This window comes from Domibacillus sp. A3M-37, assembly GCF_024213455.1.
In the GTDB taxonomy this organism is placed as follows: Bacteria; Bacillota; Bacilli; order Bacillales; family Domibacillaceae; genus Domibacillus; species Domibacillus tundrae.
In genome coordinates, this window is the sequence record NZ_JANAVL010000001.1 from 384,640 (window position 1) to 400,012 (window position 15,373).

Below are 15,373 nucleotides of genomic sequence, written 5' to 3' on the forward strand. Positions count from 1 at the left end.
CTGTTTATTTGGAAAAGAGGCGTCAGGGGCTGCGGTCTGCCGGTTCCGCTTTTCTGCTGGGCGAACGGTGAACGAGCCCGCACTTCGTGCCGACTGTTTCACCCTGTCCGCTCGTCCAGCGGAAGTCTCCACCGGCAGCCCTCCGCCGTTGTGGTTCTAAAAAAGCAGAGAATATGCGAACAAGACCTGCTTTGAATCTCCTATTCTTTTTGGGAAATCATATCGTCCTAAAAGCGGAAGCCTCTTATGATTTACACAGAATGTCTCCTTCTGAAAAAGCATTCTTTCCTTTACTTTCGGACCGCTTTTCTTGCCAATAAAGAAGGGGAATGTAACATTTTGATCGCTGCTTCTCCTCCCCACTAAGGCGGCTGGCGCAGGACGGAGACTCCATGGGGATCAGCGGGTCAGATGAGATCCACCTTTGACGCGGCAGCGGCAAAGGTTAGCTCACCACCCGCCCCCAGGAACGCGCAGTCCTGCAGAAGCCGCCCTGCTAGACGAGGCGCAAGCACAGTGGTTCAAAAAGAAGGAACTTGTCACCTATTCTTTATTGACAAACTCTTATTTCAACAGAATGAAACGTCCTCCTGATTGAGGACGTTTAATCGGAAAACACAGAGTCATCCATATATTCTTTTTCTTCAGGTGCGAATAACAGCCCAAGTTCGTGATGTTCATTTTCATAAATAGAGCCTTGTACAAATCGAAGCTGGCCGTTTAAGCCAATGACTTCAAGCTTGCAATACGCCGCATTTTTTTGGAGCGCTTTGTAAAATTCCGGCTCTGTTTGGACCGGTACATCGTTTACTTTTGTGATGATCTCGCCGATGCTGAGCCCCATCTTTCGAGCAGGCGCTGCAGGCAATACCCCAACAATCATAATCCCTTTGGATTGCGTCGTAAAAAAGTAAGGACGGTGCTTTTCATAGCCGTAGTGGCGACGGGTAATCGCGAACCGGGCGGCGGCAGCAAACAGAACGGCCAGAGCCGAAAGCTGCCATACCCAATAAGAACTTGCTGCTATTATCAAAGCGAATATGCCTGCCCAAATAACACTTTTTCCCGTTGACTGCACAGCGAGAGCCGGAAGTGTACTGCGGACAATCATTGAAAAGCCGATTAAAAACGGAAACAACACAAGATAGTAGCTTTCTGCTCCAATCGGAATGACCGGCCACCAGTCCCCAAACGCCTCAAGCGGGCGGCTTGCTGGCACTGGCAAAAATACGGGCACGAGCCAAAGGCGGCGGGCAAGATGAACCGCTGTTTTTTGCCCCCGCTTGCTTATTTCAATACGGGGAGATGTCCCTTGATGACCCCGCTTACGGATGAGTACGCCTTCTGCTATGACGAGAAGAGCTGTTAAGATCGCCAAAATGGTCAAGATAGCGCTCATTTGAAGAGGCTTATATAAAATGAACGAATAACCAAGCTGTTCAGACAGCACAAATACGGCGTAAGCTGCTGTTAATGTCCATGCGGGCGATAGGAGAAAAAAACCGCCGATACTGAAGATAATGAACAATGCAGCCATAAAACTTAATAGGTCAGCTGGGAGTGCCAGCCCAAGTGTGAGCCCAACTAACGATAACATGAAACCAACCGCTAAGCTGGATGGCAAAATAAACCGAATTTCCTGATATATGTCATACACGCGCGTGTCAAAGTCCTTGCGCTCACGTGTGACACGAAACATGCCAACGATAAAAGCCAGAACAAATGAAAAATAAAAGATAGGATGAAGCAATAATCTTCCTGCTGCAGCACCGAGCTGCATAAGCCAGTCCAAAGCCATAAAAGTCCCTCCAGAGCGTTGCACAAAAATCTTTCTCTCTATTGTATCAGAAAGCCTGTGCAATCGTTAACAGACTTGCGGCGTTTTTTCGTCAAGCTTCGTTCAGCGCCTTTTCAAGCTCACTGATAATATCTTCTGCTTCTTCAATACCGATCGAAATGCGGACCATTTTTTCCGATACGCCAACTGCTGCTTTTTCTTCTGCATTCAGTGAACGATGGGACGTGCCAAAGGGCCACGAAACCGTCGTCTCCACACCAGCGAGTGACGGTACAATTTGAATCCAGCCAAGCGAACGGAAAAAGACCGCTTCATCTGTGTGATCCGCTAACTCAATCGTGACAATTGCGCCGTTGCCTTTTTCGGATACGCCTTTTGGATAAAATACTCCTTTTACATTCGGCTGCGTGCTGAGCCAGTCTGACACTTTCTGCGCATTCGCTGATTGGCGTTCCATCCGCAAACCGAGTGTCTTTGCTCCTCGGCAAGCAAGCCATGACTCAAACGGACTCAAATTCAAGCCGATGTTCACAACGCGGCTGCGTGCGGCAGCTATGTATTCTTCTTTTCCTACGACAACACCAGCTGAAACGTCGCTATGTCCGCCAATGTATTTTGTCGCAGAATGAACGACCATGTCCGCGCCCAGTTCAAATGGTTTAACTAGATAAGGGGTCGCAAACGTATTGTCCACAATAAGCACAAGTTCTTTTTCCTGGGCAAGTGCTGACATACGGCTCAAATTCTCCACGCGCAAAAACGGATTTGTAATGGATTCTGTATATAAAATAACAGTCTCCGGGCGAATCGCTGCTTCAATGGCCTTCTCATCTTCAAAATTGACAAAAGATGTATCAATGCCCATCCGCGCCAATTCTTCTTTCAGCATGTAAAAGGTGCCGCCATATACATCATGTGCTGCCACAAGATGATCGCCGCTTTTGGCTACAGCAAGCACTGCCGCCATAATCGCCCCAAGTCCTGAAGACGCAGCAACACCCGCTGGCGCGCCTTCAAGGCGTGCCGTGGTATTAGCCAGCTCGTCTGCGTTCGGATTGCCGACACGCGTATATAAGTATGGTGCTTCGCCGTTATAATAGCCTTCCATTTCTTCTAAACTATCAAATGAAAACACCGATGTCTGATAAATCGGCGTCACTTTGCTTTGAATATGCTTTGGCAATTTTTCGCCATGCACCGCTTTTGTATTAAATGAATCCACTATCCCCACTCCTTTTCACCTGTTCATTATATTCCGAAAATTGCACAAAAACAAATCCGCCTTTGAGAAAAGCGCAAGGCGCCCGTTTATCAGCGACAAGCATAAGACGAGCCCTTCAGGAGGCGCTTTTTGCCTCCAGAAGGGCTTGACCTATGACCTCGAGCTGATGGCGCCTGGAGCTGGACATCATTAAGGATATAATATTTTCTTAGCCTTTTAAAAACAGCCTGTTACTTGATAAGGTTCTTCATCATTGGCACGTCCATCGGTCCAACAATTTTTTGATGCACCGTCCCATCTTCATTTAGAACATAAGTAGTCGGAATCGTATATACTTCGTACGCTTCTCCCACCGTGCCGTCTTCGTCCATTAAAATGGGAAACGTTAATTTATATTGATCGGCGAAATCCTTCGCTTTTTTATTGCTTTCTTCTAAATTGACTGCTAAAATTTCAACGTTTTCTGGTTTTTCTTCATAAAAAGACTGCATATGCGGCATTTCCGCTTTACACGGAGGACACCACGTCGCCCAGAAATTTAAAAAGACTTTTTTCCCTTTGTAGTCTGACAGCTTTACTTCGTTTCCGTCCATTTTTCCGACTGTAAAATCAGGTGCTTTGTCACCGACAGCAATCCCTGTTTGGTCGTTATTAACTGCTATGCCTGCTTCTCCGATATCTGTAACGTCTTTACGGTCATTGTACAAATTAAAGCCGGCAATGCCAATTAAGAAAGCAATCAGCAAGATGCCAAACCACTTTTTACTCATTTCTTTTTCCTCCACATGATGATATAAGCCGTAACCAATGTATAAACCATTGCTTCTACGCTAAAAACGTCTCCATCAGCTGATAAAAACAGCAGCTGCCAAAACAAAAGTAAAATAAGTGCCCGCTCCACGCCTTCTTTGGCGACAAAGAAAAAGAGCACGCTTCCTGCCGTTTGAATTCCATCCCAATAGGTCCACGATCCACTTAAAAGAGCAAATGCAAGTGGATAAATAGCGACAACGACTGCCCAGGCAAGTGCCGCTTTATATGCAGGCATTTTTTTCATCCCCATATAGGCGAGTGCCACCATGATGCCAAGGATAAAACCGTTTGTGCCGCCGTTAAAATAAAGAAGGGATAATGGCGCTTTTATAACAAGTTCAAACTGAAATAACAGAATACTTAATTTCCAGACGGCAATAAACAGAAATGCCGCACTGCTCACCTGTTCTGAGAATGCTTTACCGAGTGTTAAACGTGCATACAGCCATGTTCCAAATAAAGCGAGCGCTACGGCTGGCTGCACGACAGGGAGCGTCACATTTCCAATTTGAATAACGTCCATATTTTATCCTTTCCATCATATCATATGAGCTTTTTCCATTCAGTATATACGTACATAGGTATAAAACATAAAAGCCGCCTGTTCAGCGGCTTTTCATAGTGTTGAAAAAGAAAGGTGTCAAGAAGATTTATTATTTTTTTGCTGAAATCGTCCATTTTTTCAAGCGAGAAATCGACTGTTTGTTTGGAAAAGAGGCGTCAGGGGCTGCGGTCTGCCGGTTCCGCTTTTCTGCTGGGCGAACGGTGAACCAGCCCGCACTTCGTGCCGACTGTTTCACCCTGTCCGCTCGTCCAGCGGAAGTCTCCACCGGCAGCCCTCCGCCGTTGTGGTTCTAAAAAAGCAGCGAATAGGCGAACAAGACCTGCTTTGAATCCCCTATTCTTTTTGGGAAATCATATCGTCCTAAAAGCGGAAGCCTCCTATGATTTACACAGAATGTCTTCTTCTGAAAAAGCATTCTTTCCTTTACTTTCGGACCGCTTTTCTTGCCAATAAAGAAGGGGAATGTAACGTTTTTGATCGCTGCTTCTCCTCCCCACTAAGGCGGCTGGCGCAGGACGGAGACTCCATGGGGATCAGCGGGTCAGATGAGATCCACCTTTGACGCGGCAGTGGCAAAGGTTAGCTCACCACCCGCCCCCAGGAACGCGCAGTCCTGCAGAAGCCGCCCTGCTAGACGAGGCGCAAGCACAGTGGTTCAAAAAGAAGGAACTTGTCACCTATTCTTTATTGACAAACTCTTATTTCAACAGAATAAAAAGCCGCCTGTTCAGCGGCTTTTTATTCATCAGCTGCCCCAGCCAATGTAAGCAGCGCCTGCGATGATAAGCAAAATGAACAACACGGCCACCAATGCGAAACCGCTGCCGTAGCCGTTGTCTTTGTATTCGCTCATGCCAATCCACCTCTCTGTTCGTTACATGCACGGAGAAGGAAGGCGGAAGAGCACGCCGTCTATAACGATAAAAAAGTACCTGTTCCCCACTGTATTAAAGCGGTGAGGAACAGGCACTAGTCATTATAAATTAATATATTGCGCCGGATCTACAGAGTTTTCTTTTCCAACTGTCCATGGACCTTTGTGAATCTCAAAGTGCAAATGCTGTCCATACGAACGGCCCGTGTTCCCCATATAGCCGATTGTCTGGCCCTTTGATACGCTTCCACCATTGACGAGACGCTCAGACATATGAGCATATACTGTCGTATATACCTGGCCATTAATAGAATGTGAAATTAATATCGCATTTCCATATGTATCTGAATAATAGGAACGGCTCACAACGCCGTCTGCAGCAGCAACAATTGGCACACTTGCGCTATTGGCAATGTCGATGCCTTTATGGTCGCCCAGTGAGCGCTGCCCGTATCCTGACGTAAATGTCCCCTGAGCCGGACGCATAAACATGCCGCCTGAATCAGATGGTTGAACGGTTGAACGGACAACAGCCGGCTCTGGTGCAGCTTCGGAAACAGATGCTTCTTGAACTGGGGCTGCTTTAGACGCTTTTGCTGCCTCGGCCGCTTTTGCAGCTGCCGCTTCTTGCTCTGCTTTCTTTTTCGCCGCTTCCGCCGCTAAACGCTCCTGCTCCGCAATACGTGCTTGTTCCGCTTGAATCGCTGCTTGAATGGACGCTTCCTGGGAAGAAAGCAGGCTTTGTTCTTCTTCCAGGCTCAGCTTTTGTTCATGTGCTTCGTGTTCATCTGCCACGAGCCCTTTCATGACATTGTTTTTAGCGGTACGCTGCTTTTGGAGCTCCGCATTCATTTTTTCCAGTTCTGCAAGCATCTCTTCTAAACTGACAAGCTGCTCTTTTACTTTTTGTTCGTTTGCTTCAAGCTGTTTTTTATCGTTTTCCTGCTCTTGCAAAATATCTTTATCTGCATTCACAAGAGTCGTTACTGCTGTTGCACGATTGACAAAATCACTAAAACTTTCTGCACCAAGCAAAACGTCAATGTAGCTGGCCGACCCGCCGTTTTGCTGGATCGAGCGGGCACGGTCTTCTAAAACGACAGTCCGTTCCGCAATACGAATCTTTAATTCCTCAATTTCCGCACGAAGCCGCTCAATCTCTGCTTTCGTTTTGGCAATCTCTTGTTCTTTCGCTCTAATCTTTGATTCAGACTCTGTAATGGCGCTGTCCAGCTTACGGATCTCAGCCGTTACGCTGTCCTGCTGCTGCTGAAGTTCGGAAATCGTTTGGTCTTTTTCGCTAATATTATTTTCAAGTCCAGATTTTTGCGACTGAATTTGCTGTTGACGCTTTTGGAGGTCAGATAAACTCTCCGCAGAAGCCCCCCCTGCAAGGCTGAATCCGAGTGACGCTGCGACTGCAAGCGCCATGTATGAACGTCTTTTCAACTGATTGCCTCCTCTCGTCCCTGTATCCATTTTTCTTTATACATTCAAAAAGCGTCTGACTGAAATAAAGCTGCCCCAAATGCCGATAAAAACAGCGATTGCAAGCATAAGAACTGTCACTGGCACAACTAGTGGAATGTAGCCAATAAATTCAACGAAATGTGCGGCTAGCTTAGCTGAAAGTGCCTGTTCCGCATAGTAATATCCAACAGCAATCGCCACAACCGGAATGATAGAACCGAGTAACCCGATCCATAATCCTTCCAATAAAAATGGCCAGCGAATAAACCAGTTTGTTGCTCCCACGAGTTTCATAATCTCAATTTCTTTCCGGCGGGCAAAGATGGTGATTTTAATTGTGTTAGAGATTAAAAACATGGCAGTAAACAAAAGACCTGCTACGAGGACAATGCCGACATTGCGGGCTGTTTTCATAAAGCTGAATAAGTTTTCAACCTTTTCCTCTCCATATATGGCGGTTTCGGTCTGTGCAAACTGCTCGATTTTCCGCGCCGCATCCGGTGTATCCTGCGGACGCGCTGTTTTTACGATAAACACATCATACAGCGGATTGCTTTGCTCAAATAAGGTAAAGTCGCTGCCCATATCCTTAATAATGTTTTGCAGCTCTTGTTCCTTTGATGAATATTCGACATTTTCAACTTCAGGTAGATTTTCAATTTGCGCTCTCAGCTGTTCTTTATCGGCTTCAGTTAAATCCAGCTTTACATGAACTCGTACTTCTACATCATTTTCAATGTCTGTGCCTATTTTGTTTAAATTAAGCATAATGACAAGAAAAATACCGGTTAACAGAAGTGTGACCGTAACTGCCGAGACGGCCGCGAATGTCATCCATCCATTACGGCGCAGATTTTTAAAGCTTTCTCTAAAGTGACGGCGGAATGTTCTAGGCTTCATAACCGTAATCACCCCGCTGTTCATCCCGGACAATTCGTCCGTTTTCAATCGCAATGACGCGTCGGCGGATCTTATTCACAATGTCTTTATTGTGCGTCGCCATGACAATCGTGGTCCCGCGTTCGTTAATGGTCTCAAATAACCTCATAATATCCCAAGATGTGTCGGGATCCAGATTGCCTGTCGGTTCATCGGCAATGACCACTTTCGGATTATTGACGATCGAACGGGCAATCGCGATTCGCTGCTGTTCGCCGCCGGACAACTCTGTCGGCAGCATACGCGCTTTATGCTTAAGCCCAACCAAATCGAGCACTTCCATCACCCGCTTGCGAATGACAGCCGGCTCTTCCTCAATCACTTCAAGCGCAAACGCCACATTTTCATATACATTTAAAAGCGGCAAAAGCTTAAAGTCCTGGAAGACAACACCGACTTTTCTGCGCAGCGCCGGAATGGATCGCTGCTTAAGCAAAGCAATATTCATTCCGCCAACCGTAACCATGCCGCCGGATGGCTTTTCTTCTCGATATATTAATTTGATAAACGTCGATTTTCCGGCACCACTTGGACCGACGATATACACAAACTCTCCTTGCTTTATCGTGACGTCAACGCCTGATAGCGCTGTGACCCCGTTCGGGTATTTTTTTGTCACACCTTGCATATCTATCATTCCATCACCTTGTTTCTTTAATTCGAATCGCTGTTATACCCTTTTTTGCTTCCCAAAAAACATTATAGCACTCTTCGTTTTGTCATAATGAAAAGAATATATTACAGATTCATTTCACTGTGTAATATTATTTCGATATGTTTTGACATAACGAGAAAAAAACGCCCTTATGGACGTTTTTTCTCGTTTATTGATTCATAATACAAACAGAAAATAAAGTTTATAATATACTCCCGCTTCCCGTTATTTCTACTTTAGTGTCAATTTTCACTTCGATTTCTGGATACGTTTTTTTCCAATCCATTTTTTTGAATTGCGCCGGGTTCTTTGAGAGGATATGGCGTCCAATCCCAATGGCGTCAGAGTTCGCTTTTTGCATTTTTTTCATCGTTTTACCAAGAAGTTTATTCATTTCACTGGATAATTCCTTGTTTAACTCAGCCAGCTCTTTCGAATCGTTCAGGTGGTTAGGTGGATACTCGATAACCTGGACATCCATTTCGAGTGAAATATCTGCCGATGCTTTTTTCTGCTCTGATACATTAACCTTCATCTTTCGCTTTGAATCCTCCACTAAGACGGTCATCATATACCCATTCTCAGTCTGAATGGTAAATGGCAGCTCTCTGCCCTTTTGTCCCGCGAGCAGCAAAAAGGCCGACGTTTCCAGCGGTTTTAGCGTCCCTGTCATTTTCCGATCATTAAACAGTGCCGCGCCATCCATCTTGGCAGCCTGATCCTTTTTATCATAAGACATGAGCGGAAGCACCGCATCAGTGGCGTCATCAAGCAGAAGGATGCAAGCGAGCTGCAAATCGGTTATCGGCGCGATCGATTCTTGCTCAGCGGTTTCGATCATTTCAAAGAAATATTCACTGTATACCTTGTGTCCCTTAAATTGATTTTGGAAAAACGTTTCCGCTTTGCCTTCCACGACCGCAATTTTGGCATTGAGAGGACTCACTGGTTCTCGATAAAAAGAATCGAGAAGCGGATAGATGTCTTTTTCGGCACTTTCCCGGCCAACAATCAAAACACGTAATTTTGAAATATCAAGCGTGCCGCCCAGCCTGCGATCTAGCTGATAGGAGCTTTCTCTTACCGTTCTCGCGTTCTCTGTAATGATCTGGCTCGCCGATGCTTGTTCCTGCTGGCTGCCTCCGCCACTGCCGCCGCTGCCGCCGCCGGCACCACCTTCTTCTGGAACTTCGAGAGTCAATGCTACACGGTCCTCTTTCGTTGCGTCCAGCCCGACACCAAATATGAGATTCAGGTCTTTTAACATCCTTTGGTCCCAACAGCCTGAAAGAAGCAGGCAGATTGGGATAGCCAACCACCATTTTTTCATGATGATTCCTCCCGTTTTTTCCTCATCATCGCTATAATAAGCAAGAATACTGGCAGTGCAAATAAAAAGAGCGATGACCACGTACCAATTGTTCCACTGATTCGTTCCAGCTCATTGGAGTTCTCCGCATAAAGCGAAACCGGCAAAACGAGCGCGGCAAGCCAATAGACGGCTTTCCGGTGATGCTCCGCTTTTACAAGGCGAGCAGCGCCTAATGCTGCGGCATGTAAATAACTCATAAAAGTTGTAATAGCAAATACAGCCCACGCCGATAAAAAAATAAGATCAACGCGCTCAATGACACCCAGCTCCATTGATCTAACCATGTAAAGTACCGGCTCCGGCACATGCTTTAATTTATCCGAGCTGAAATACATATATGAAAAAGCAGCAAGAAGCGCGTACAAAACAGCCACTATTCCACTCGCACTGGCTGCCGCTTTCCATTTTTCTTTCCCCGAAGCTTTCGTTAAAGGAAACAACAAAAGAAGCATTTCAAATCCTGTAAACGAAAAAAGGGCTTGCTCTGCACCCGTTAAAATAGCAGGCGTTCCTGCAGATCCGACCGGCAGCAGATAGCGAACATTTAAATCATTGACCATAAATAAAAACAGCAAGAACACCGCTGCAAGAAGAAACGATGTAAGTGTAGAAAACCGGGCAATGATGCGTATATTTTCCTTGATAAGATACACCGTGATTCCAATAACGATAACTGCAAATACGCTGCGCGGCGTGTAATGAAATACCCAATTGGCGGATACGGAAAGAAAAATCGCCAGGGTGTAGCAGGCTATAATAAAAAAGAACACGACATACAGTGTATTCAACACAAACCCCACTGCGCGGCCAAGAACCAGCGGTGCAAAATCATACAATGTCTTGTTCGGAAAACGGGAAGACAACAGCCAGATAATCGCGATCCCTGCTTGTACAAGGATACCGGCGAGAAGAATCGATATCCAGCCGTCCTTGCCTGCTTCCCTATGAACGACGTACGGAAGCGATAAAATGCCAACGCCTACATGTATTTGTAACAGCATAAAAAAAAGTTGCTGTTTGCTAATTGTTGCATGTTCTTTCACTCTTTCACCCACTCTCTGGAACCATCTTCTTTCGTTTTATCAAGCGGCATGCTGTCGCTTGGCCGCGTTTTTTGTTTCCAGACCGACCGGCGGATAACGGTATCTTTTAAGTCTTTCCAGCGAAGCGGCGCGAACGGTGCAAAATACGGGGTATTGAGTGAATTCAATTTACACAAATGAATAGCCAGCACCATCATAGCGAAAACAAGCCCGTAAAATCCGAACAGCGACGCCGCCACCATAACCGGGAAACGGATCAGCCGGATGGACATCCCCATTTCCGTAGATGGCACAACGTAGGCGGCTATTGCGGTAAGTGCAACAACAATAACCGTCAGATTGGAAACGAGACCCGCACTAACAACGGATTGCCCAATAACAAGCCCGCCGACAACGCCAATGGTCTGCCCAATAGGACTAGGCAGCCTTATCCCCGCTTCCCGAATTAATTCAATCGTCAGCTCCATAAACAGGGCTTCTACAAGCGGCGGATACGGAATGTTTTCAACTGATCCTTTCATCTGCACAATTAAATCCCCCGGTATTACTTCTGGATGATAGGCCACCACGGCAATATACAGTGCCGGCAGAAGAAACGCGATAAAAAAACCAAGAAGACGGAGCAGCCGGTAAAAAGAACCAGCCCACATACGGCTTGTGTAATCATCCGGTGACTGGTAAAAAGCAAAAAATGTCGTTGGCGCAAGGATAACTGTTGGCGTGCCATCGTTTAATATGGCAATACGCCCTTCCATAATGTTCGCTGCAGCCCGGTCCGGCCGTTCGGTAACGAGAAACTGTGGGAATGGCGACAGCGAAGAATCCTCTATTAATTGTTCAATATGCCCTGCGCTGTAGATCATTTCTGTGTTAATGGACTCCATTCTGCGCTTTAATTCTTTAATAAGCTCTGGATTGGCAATTTTCTTTTCATATACGATGGCGATTTGTTTCTTTACTCTTTTACCTTTTTCCATAAACTCAACAACGAGTTCCTTGCTTTCCACACGACTACGGAGAAGAAAAATATTGGTATTTAGATTTTCAACAAATCCGTCATGTGCTCCGCGAACTATTTTTTCATTTTGGGGCTCCATAATGGTACGAAGAGCCGTTCTTTCTGTGCCGCATATAAAACAAGCGGACTGTCCCTCAAAAAACAGCAGCGTTTTCCCCGTCAAAAGTCCATCTAACGCATCGTTAAAGTCAGCTGCCTCTGTACGGTCAAGCACTGTAATTGAATCTTCCGGACTTTTCGATCTGTTTTCTGTGAGTGGCCTTAGAATATGCTCCTCCACTAATAATGAATCAACAAGTGTTGTTATATATAAAGCAATTCCTTGTGTTTTTCCAAATGAAAACTGTCTCTCTTTCACGTCGCTTGAATTACCCAGCATCTCGGTAAGACGCTTTGTATTATCAGCAGCCGACAGAGAAAACACTCCATTTTTGTCACCACGCCAAAATAACATACTCTTCGTCCCCCTTTTTTCTATAGCATGGGAAGACTGGAGATTTTTATGCACGAAAAAAAGAGCCGACCGAGTCAGCTCTTTTGTCTCTTGGTTATTTTTTTTCTGCCAGCCATGAGGCTACAGCTTCAGCTTCTTCACCTTCTACAACGTTTGCCGGCATTTGGCCTTTTCCGTTATGAATAATGTCTAAAATCTCATCTTTACTGTATTCTGCGCCTATTTTGTCAAGTGCCGGGCCAAATCCGCCTTCAAGGTTGCCTCCGTGGCAGCTTAAGCAGCTTTGCTGATACACTTCTTCACCGGCGGAAGCCGTCGTCTCTTCTGTGCCTTCATCTGTTGCCGGCGCTTCTGTTTCAGTTTCTGTTTCAGTATCTTCTACCGCCGTATTATCTGCCGCATCCTCTTCTTCCCCGCCGCCGCACGCTGCAAGCGCAACTGACGACCCAAGTATGAGCGCTAATAATGATTTTTTCCATTCCATTTGCTGTTCCCCCTCTTGATCTGGATGAAAATCCACCGTTAGTATACCAAACTCCGCCCGTTGAAAAACAGATTGCCCGTGACGAAAAACGCAAGATTGGTTTCTAGCTCTTTTGTTCCCTTCTTCGGATAAAAACAAACGTACAGGCTGGCTTTTTAAAAGCGGCATGACAGCAATCACCGGACACCTCCAACACCGCAAAATTCACGTCTTCCATCCGACAAGGAAAGGGATAAGCGTAAAAATAACGATGCCCACCAAGCCGAGGAAACTATTCCGTTTCATCTCCGTTACGACTTACGCTGCAGCTCTCAACAGTAATTCCTGTCACAAATTCAAAAAAAAAGCAGCTGAAACAGCCGCTTTCAGCGTGTAGACAAATTGAATTTTTTACCGGAATATCTCTTTGCTTCTTTTCATATGAGCTTTTTTAATGGGAGCCGAAAAGGCGGGGGATGCACGGCTTCGCTTTCCATGGGGCAGGCGCTGAGCTCGTCTCCGCCGCGCGCCTCCGCCTGTGCTTTTGGACAAAACAGCATCGTCTGAAGGATCCGTATTCTTTCGCAGCAGCAGTGAAAGAATACATAGAAACGTCCCACGATTGTGAAAGAATTCCCCTATATAAAGACCCACTCTCCATCGCTGCTTTTCTAAACACCTGGTGAAGCCGTCCAGGCGAAGACTCCTGCGGGATGCACGGTCCAACTTCAATTCATTCCGGCACAGGACCCCTCCTGGCTGTTAATATCCTTTATACTGTTCTTCCCGTTCGAGTTCACCAGCCCGCTTTTGTACGTCCGCTGCTGTTTCACTTACAGTCATCATCGCCTCGTGCAGCGTTAGGCGTGATTCGTTATTTTGGGACAGCATTGCAAGCGCTGAAAGACTTGATTCAATGCTTTTCAAGCTGGCAAGACATTGGTTTACTTCTGACGCAACGGTCATTATGAGCCCCCCTCTTCTGCTTCAATTGATACAGCATGAGCAATGCACGGAATCGATTCGCCCTGCTGAAAGGTCAGCGGCGATAAAAGGGCACCTGTGGCGACAACAAGCATACGCTTTATTTCGCCTTTTTTCATTTGATTCAGTAAATGGCCGTATGTGACGACGGCTGAACAACCCGCACCGCTGCCTCCTGAATAAACCGGCTGGCCTTTTCGATAAATCATTATGCCGCAGTCTTTATATTGTGTTTCATGAATAGGAGTCTGGTGTTTTTTGAATAAATCAAGTGAAACGGCATGGCCGATTTCGCCTAAATCCCCCGTGACAATCAAATCGTAGTAGGAAGGCTCGATATTTCGGTCTATGAAATGTGCTTCGATTGTATCGACAGCAGCCGGCGCCATTGCCCCGCCCATATTAAACGGGTCCGTCAGTCCCATATCGACAACACGCCCGATCGTTGCAGACGTCACACGCGGACCTTTTCCATCACCGCTTAATAATGCTGCACCAGCACCAGTTACTGTCCATTGGGATGTCGGCGGTTTTTGTCCGCCGTATTCAGTCGGATAGCGAAACTGCTTTTCCACCGCCGCATTGTGGCTGGATGCGCCGGTCAGTACATGATTCGCTCCTTTTGCATTGATAATCATCGCTCCAAGAGCAAGTCCCTCCATAGACGTAGAACAGGCACCGAATAAGCCAAGATACGGCGCCCCAAGCGTCCGACAGGCGAGGCTCGTCGGCGTGATTTGGTTGATAAGATCGCCGCCTAAAATAAACTGGACTTGGTCTTTTCGGAGGCCGCCTTTTTCCATCGCTTTTTGGCACGCTTCTTCAAACAGAAGCTGGTGCGCTTTTTCATACGAGTCCTGCCCGATCCATAAATCTTCATGCAGAAGATCAAAATCGTCTGCCAGCATGCCATTTGCTTCGAATGGTCCGCCAACCGTCCCCGTTGCTGTAATCACCGGCTTCTGGTCAAATATCCATGTACGATGACCCGCCAGCATTAGAGTCCACCCCATTGGGTCAACAGTGTTTTAATTGTCGCCACAATAAATGCAGAAAACACCCCGAATAAAATCACCGAACCAGCCAGCTTAAACATGTTTCCGCCAACCCCAAGCACAAATCCTTCCGATCGGTGCTCAATCGCTGCTGAAATCACGGCATTGCCGAATCCGGTCAGCGGAACAGCGGAGCCTGCGCCCGCAAATTGGGCAATCCGGTCATACACCCCGAATCCAGTCAAAATCATCGCAATGAAAATCATCGTTCCGGCTGTCGGATTGCCTGCCGTTCGTTCAGTAAAATCAAAAAAGAAAATATAAAAGTATTGAATCGCCTGGCCGATGACACAAATCAAGCCGCCAACTAAAAAGGCATTCACACAGTTTCGAACAACTGGCCGCTTTGCTTCCCGCTGTTTTTGCAGCTCCTGGTATTCCTGCTGAACAGGCGTCAGCGTCTTTTTTTTATTATTTGCCATGTTTTCACATCCTTACGATTGTCGGTACTGCGGTTCTTCCTGCATAATCTGGTCAACGCGCGGACCAATTTGATCGATAATCATTTGCGTTTGCTTTGACGCATCCTCATACAGCTTTTTCGCCTGCTGGTTATCTGTGCTGAGCGAGAATGTTTCAAAGCTCGCCTGCACCGTTTTAAGACCGGCCATCGTTTGTTTTACGTCATTAATAACGGTCATGTTTATC

General features: G+C 46.4%; 17 protein-coding genes. All 17 read right to left on the bottom strand.

The annotated features are described in order from the left end of the window. Positions 1–604 precede the first annotated feature (604 nt). The 17 genes from NLX67_RS02030 to NLX67_RS02110 all read right to left on the bottom strand — a co-directional run bounded on the left by NLX67_RS02030 (position 605) and on the right by NLX67_RS02110 (position 15,366). Positions 605–1,798 carry a PDZ domain-containing protein gene (locus tag NLX67_RS02030; protein WP_254310158.1) on the bottom strand — a complete coding sequence of 398 codons (1,194 nt, stop codon included), beginning with the start codon at positions 1,796–1,798 and terminating at the stop codon, positions 605–607. A gap of 91 nt (positions 1,799–1,889) precedes the next feature. After that, the gene (locus tag NLX67_RS02035) at positions 1,890–3,020 is read right to left on the bottom strand and encodes a trans-sulfuration enzyme family protein (protein ID WP_046178182.1); all 1,131 of its coding nucleotides are present in this window, start codon (positions 3,018–3,020) and stop codon (positions 1,890–1,892) included. 230 nt (positions 3,021–3,250) lie between these two features. Beyond that, positions 3,251–3,790: a redoxin domain-containing protein gene (locus tag NLX67_RS02040; RefSeq protein ID WP_254310159.1), complete on the bottom strand. Its 540-nt coding sequence runs from the start codon at positions 3,788–3,790 to the stop codon at positions 3,251–3,253. Beyond that, positions 3,787–4,356, bottom strand: coding sequence for a hypothetical protein (locus NLX67_RS02045; protein ID WP_254310160.1), 570 nt, complete (start codon positions 4,354–4,356; stop codon positions 3,787–3,789). Before NLX67_RS02045 ends, NLX67_RS02040 begins: the two co-directional genes overlap by 4 nt. Positions 4,357–4,486: 130 nt before the next feature. After that, on the bottom strand, positions 4,487–4,663 hold the full coding sequence (locus tag NLX67_RS02050; protein ID WP_254310161.1) for a hypothetical protein: 177 nt from the start codon (positions 4,661–4,663) through the stop codon (positions 4,487–4,489). Positions 4,664–5,143: 480 nt separating this feature from the next. Continuing rightward, positions 5,144–5,251 carry a YjcZ family sporulation protein gene (locus NLX67_RS02055; RefSeq protein WP_254310162.1) on the bottom strand — a complete coding sequence of 36 codons (108 nt, stop codon included), beginning with the start codon at positions 5,249–5,251 and terminating at the stop codon, positions 5,144–5,146. Positions 5,252–5,374: 123 nt separating this feature from the next. Beyond that, positions 5,375–6,721, bottom strand: coding sequence for a murein hydrolase activator EnvC family protein (locus tag NLX67_RS02060; protein WP_254310163.1), 1,347 nt, complete (start codon positions 6,719–6,721; stop codon positions 5,375–5,377). A gap of 36 nt (positions 6,722–6,757) precedes the next feature. Then, on the bottom strand, positions 6,758–7,642 hold the full coding sequence (gene ftsX / locus NLX67_RS02065; protein WP_254310164.1) for a permease-like cell division protein FtsX: 885 nt from the start codon (positions 7,640–7,642) through the stop codon (positions 6,758–6,760). Next, a complete protein-coding gene (gene ftsE, locus NLX67_RS02070) occupies positions 7,632–8,318 on the bottom strand; it encodes a cell division ATP-binding protein FtsE (protein WP_254310165.1) in 687 nt (228 codons plus the stop codon). The genes ftsX and ftsE overlap by 11 nt, the downstream gene beginning before the upstream one ends. A 220-nt stretch (positions 8,319–8,538) precedes the next feature. After that, positions 8,539–9,666, bottom strand: coding sequence for a Ger(x)C family spore germination protein (locus NLX67_RS02075; RefSeq protein ID WP_254310166.1), 1,128 nt, complete (start codon positions 9,664–9,666; stop codon positions 8,539–8,541). Continuing rightward, positions 9,663–10,763, bottom strand: coding sequence for a GerAB/ArcD/ProY family transporter (locus NLX67_RS02080; protein WP_254310167.1), 1,101 nt, complete (start codon positions 10,761–10,763; stop codon positions 9,663–9,665). Before NLX67_RS02080 ends, NLX67_RS02075 begins: the two co-directional genes overlap by 4 nt. Beyond that, positions 10,748–12,223: a spore germination protein gene (locus NLX67_RS02085; RefSeq protein ID WP_254310168.1), complete on the bottom strand. Its 1,476-nt coding sequence runs from the start codon at positions 12,221–12,223 to the stop codon at positions 10,748–10,750. The genes NLX67_RS02080 and NLX67_RS02085 overlap by 16 nt, the downstream gene beginning before the upstream one ends. 94 nt (positions 12,224–12,317) lie before the next feature. Then, complete coding sequence (gene cccB / locus NLX67_RS02090; protein ID WP_254310482.1) at positions 12,318–12,707, bottom strand: cytochrome c551; 390 nt, start codon at positions 12,705–12,707, stop codon at positions 12,318–12,320. A gap of 741 nt (positions 12,708–13,448) precedes the next feature. After that, positions 13,449–13,652, bottom strand: a complete 204-nt coding sequence (locus NLX67_RS02095; protein WP_046178173.1) for a DUF1657 domain-containing protein — start codon at positions 13,650–13,652, stop codon at positions 13,449–13,451. After that, positions 13,652–14,668 carry a stage V sporulation protein AD gene (spoVAD, locus tag NLX67_RS02100; RefSeq protein ID WP_046178172.1) on the bottom strand — a complete coding sequence of 339 codons (1,017 nt, stop codon included), beginning with the start codon at positions 14,666–14,668 and terminating at the stop codon, positions 13,652–13,654. The genes NLX67_RS02095 and spoVAD overlap by 1 nt, the downstream gene beginning before the upstream one ends. Beyond that, on the bottom strand, positions 14,668–15,147 hold the full coding sequence (gene spoVAC / locus NLX67_RS02105; protein WP_254310169.1) for a stage V sporulation protein AC: 480 nt from the start codon (positions 15,145–15,147) through the stop codon (positions 14,668–14,670). Before spoVAC ends, spoVAD begins: the two co-directional genes overlap by 1 nt. A 12-nt stretch (positions 15,148–15,159) precedes the next feature. Continuing rightward, positions 15,160–15,366, bottom strand: coding sequence for a DUF1657 domain-containing protein (locus tag NLX67_RS02110; protein WP_254310170.1), 207 nt, complete (start codon positions 15,364–15,366; stop codon positions 15,160–15,162). Positions 15,367–15,373 lie beyond the last annotated feature (7 nt).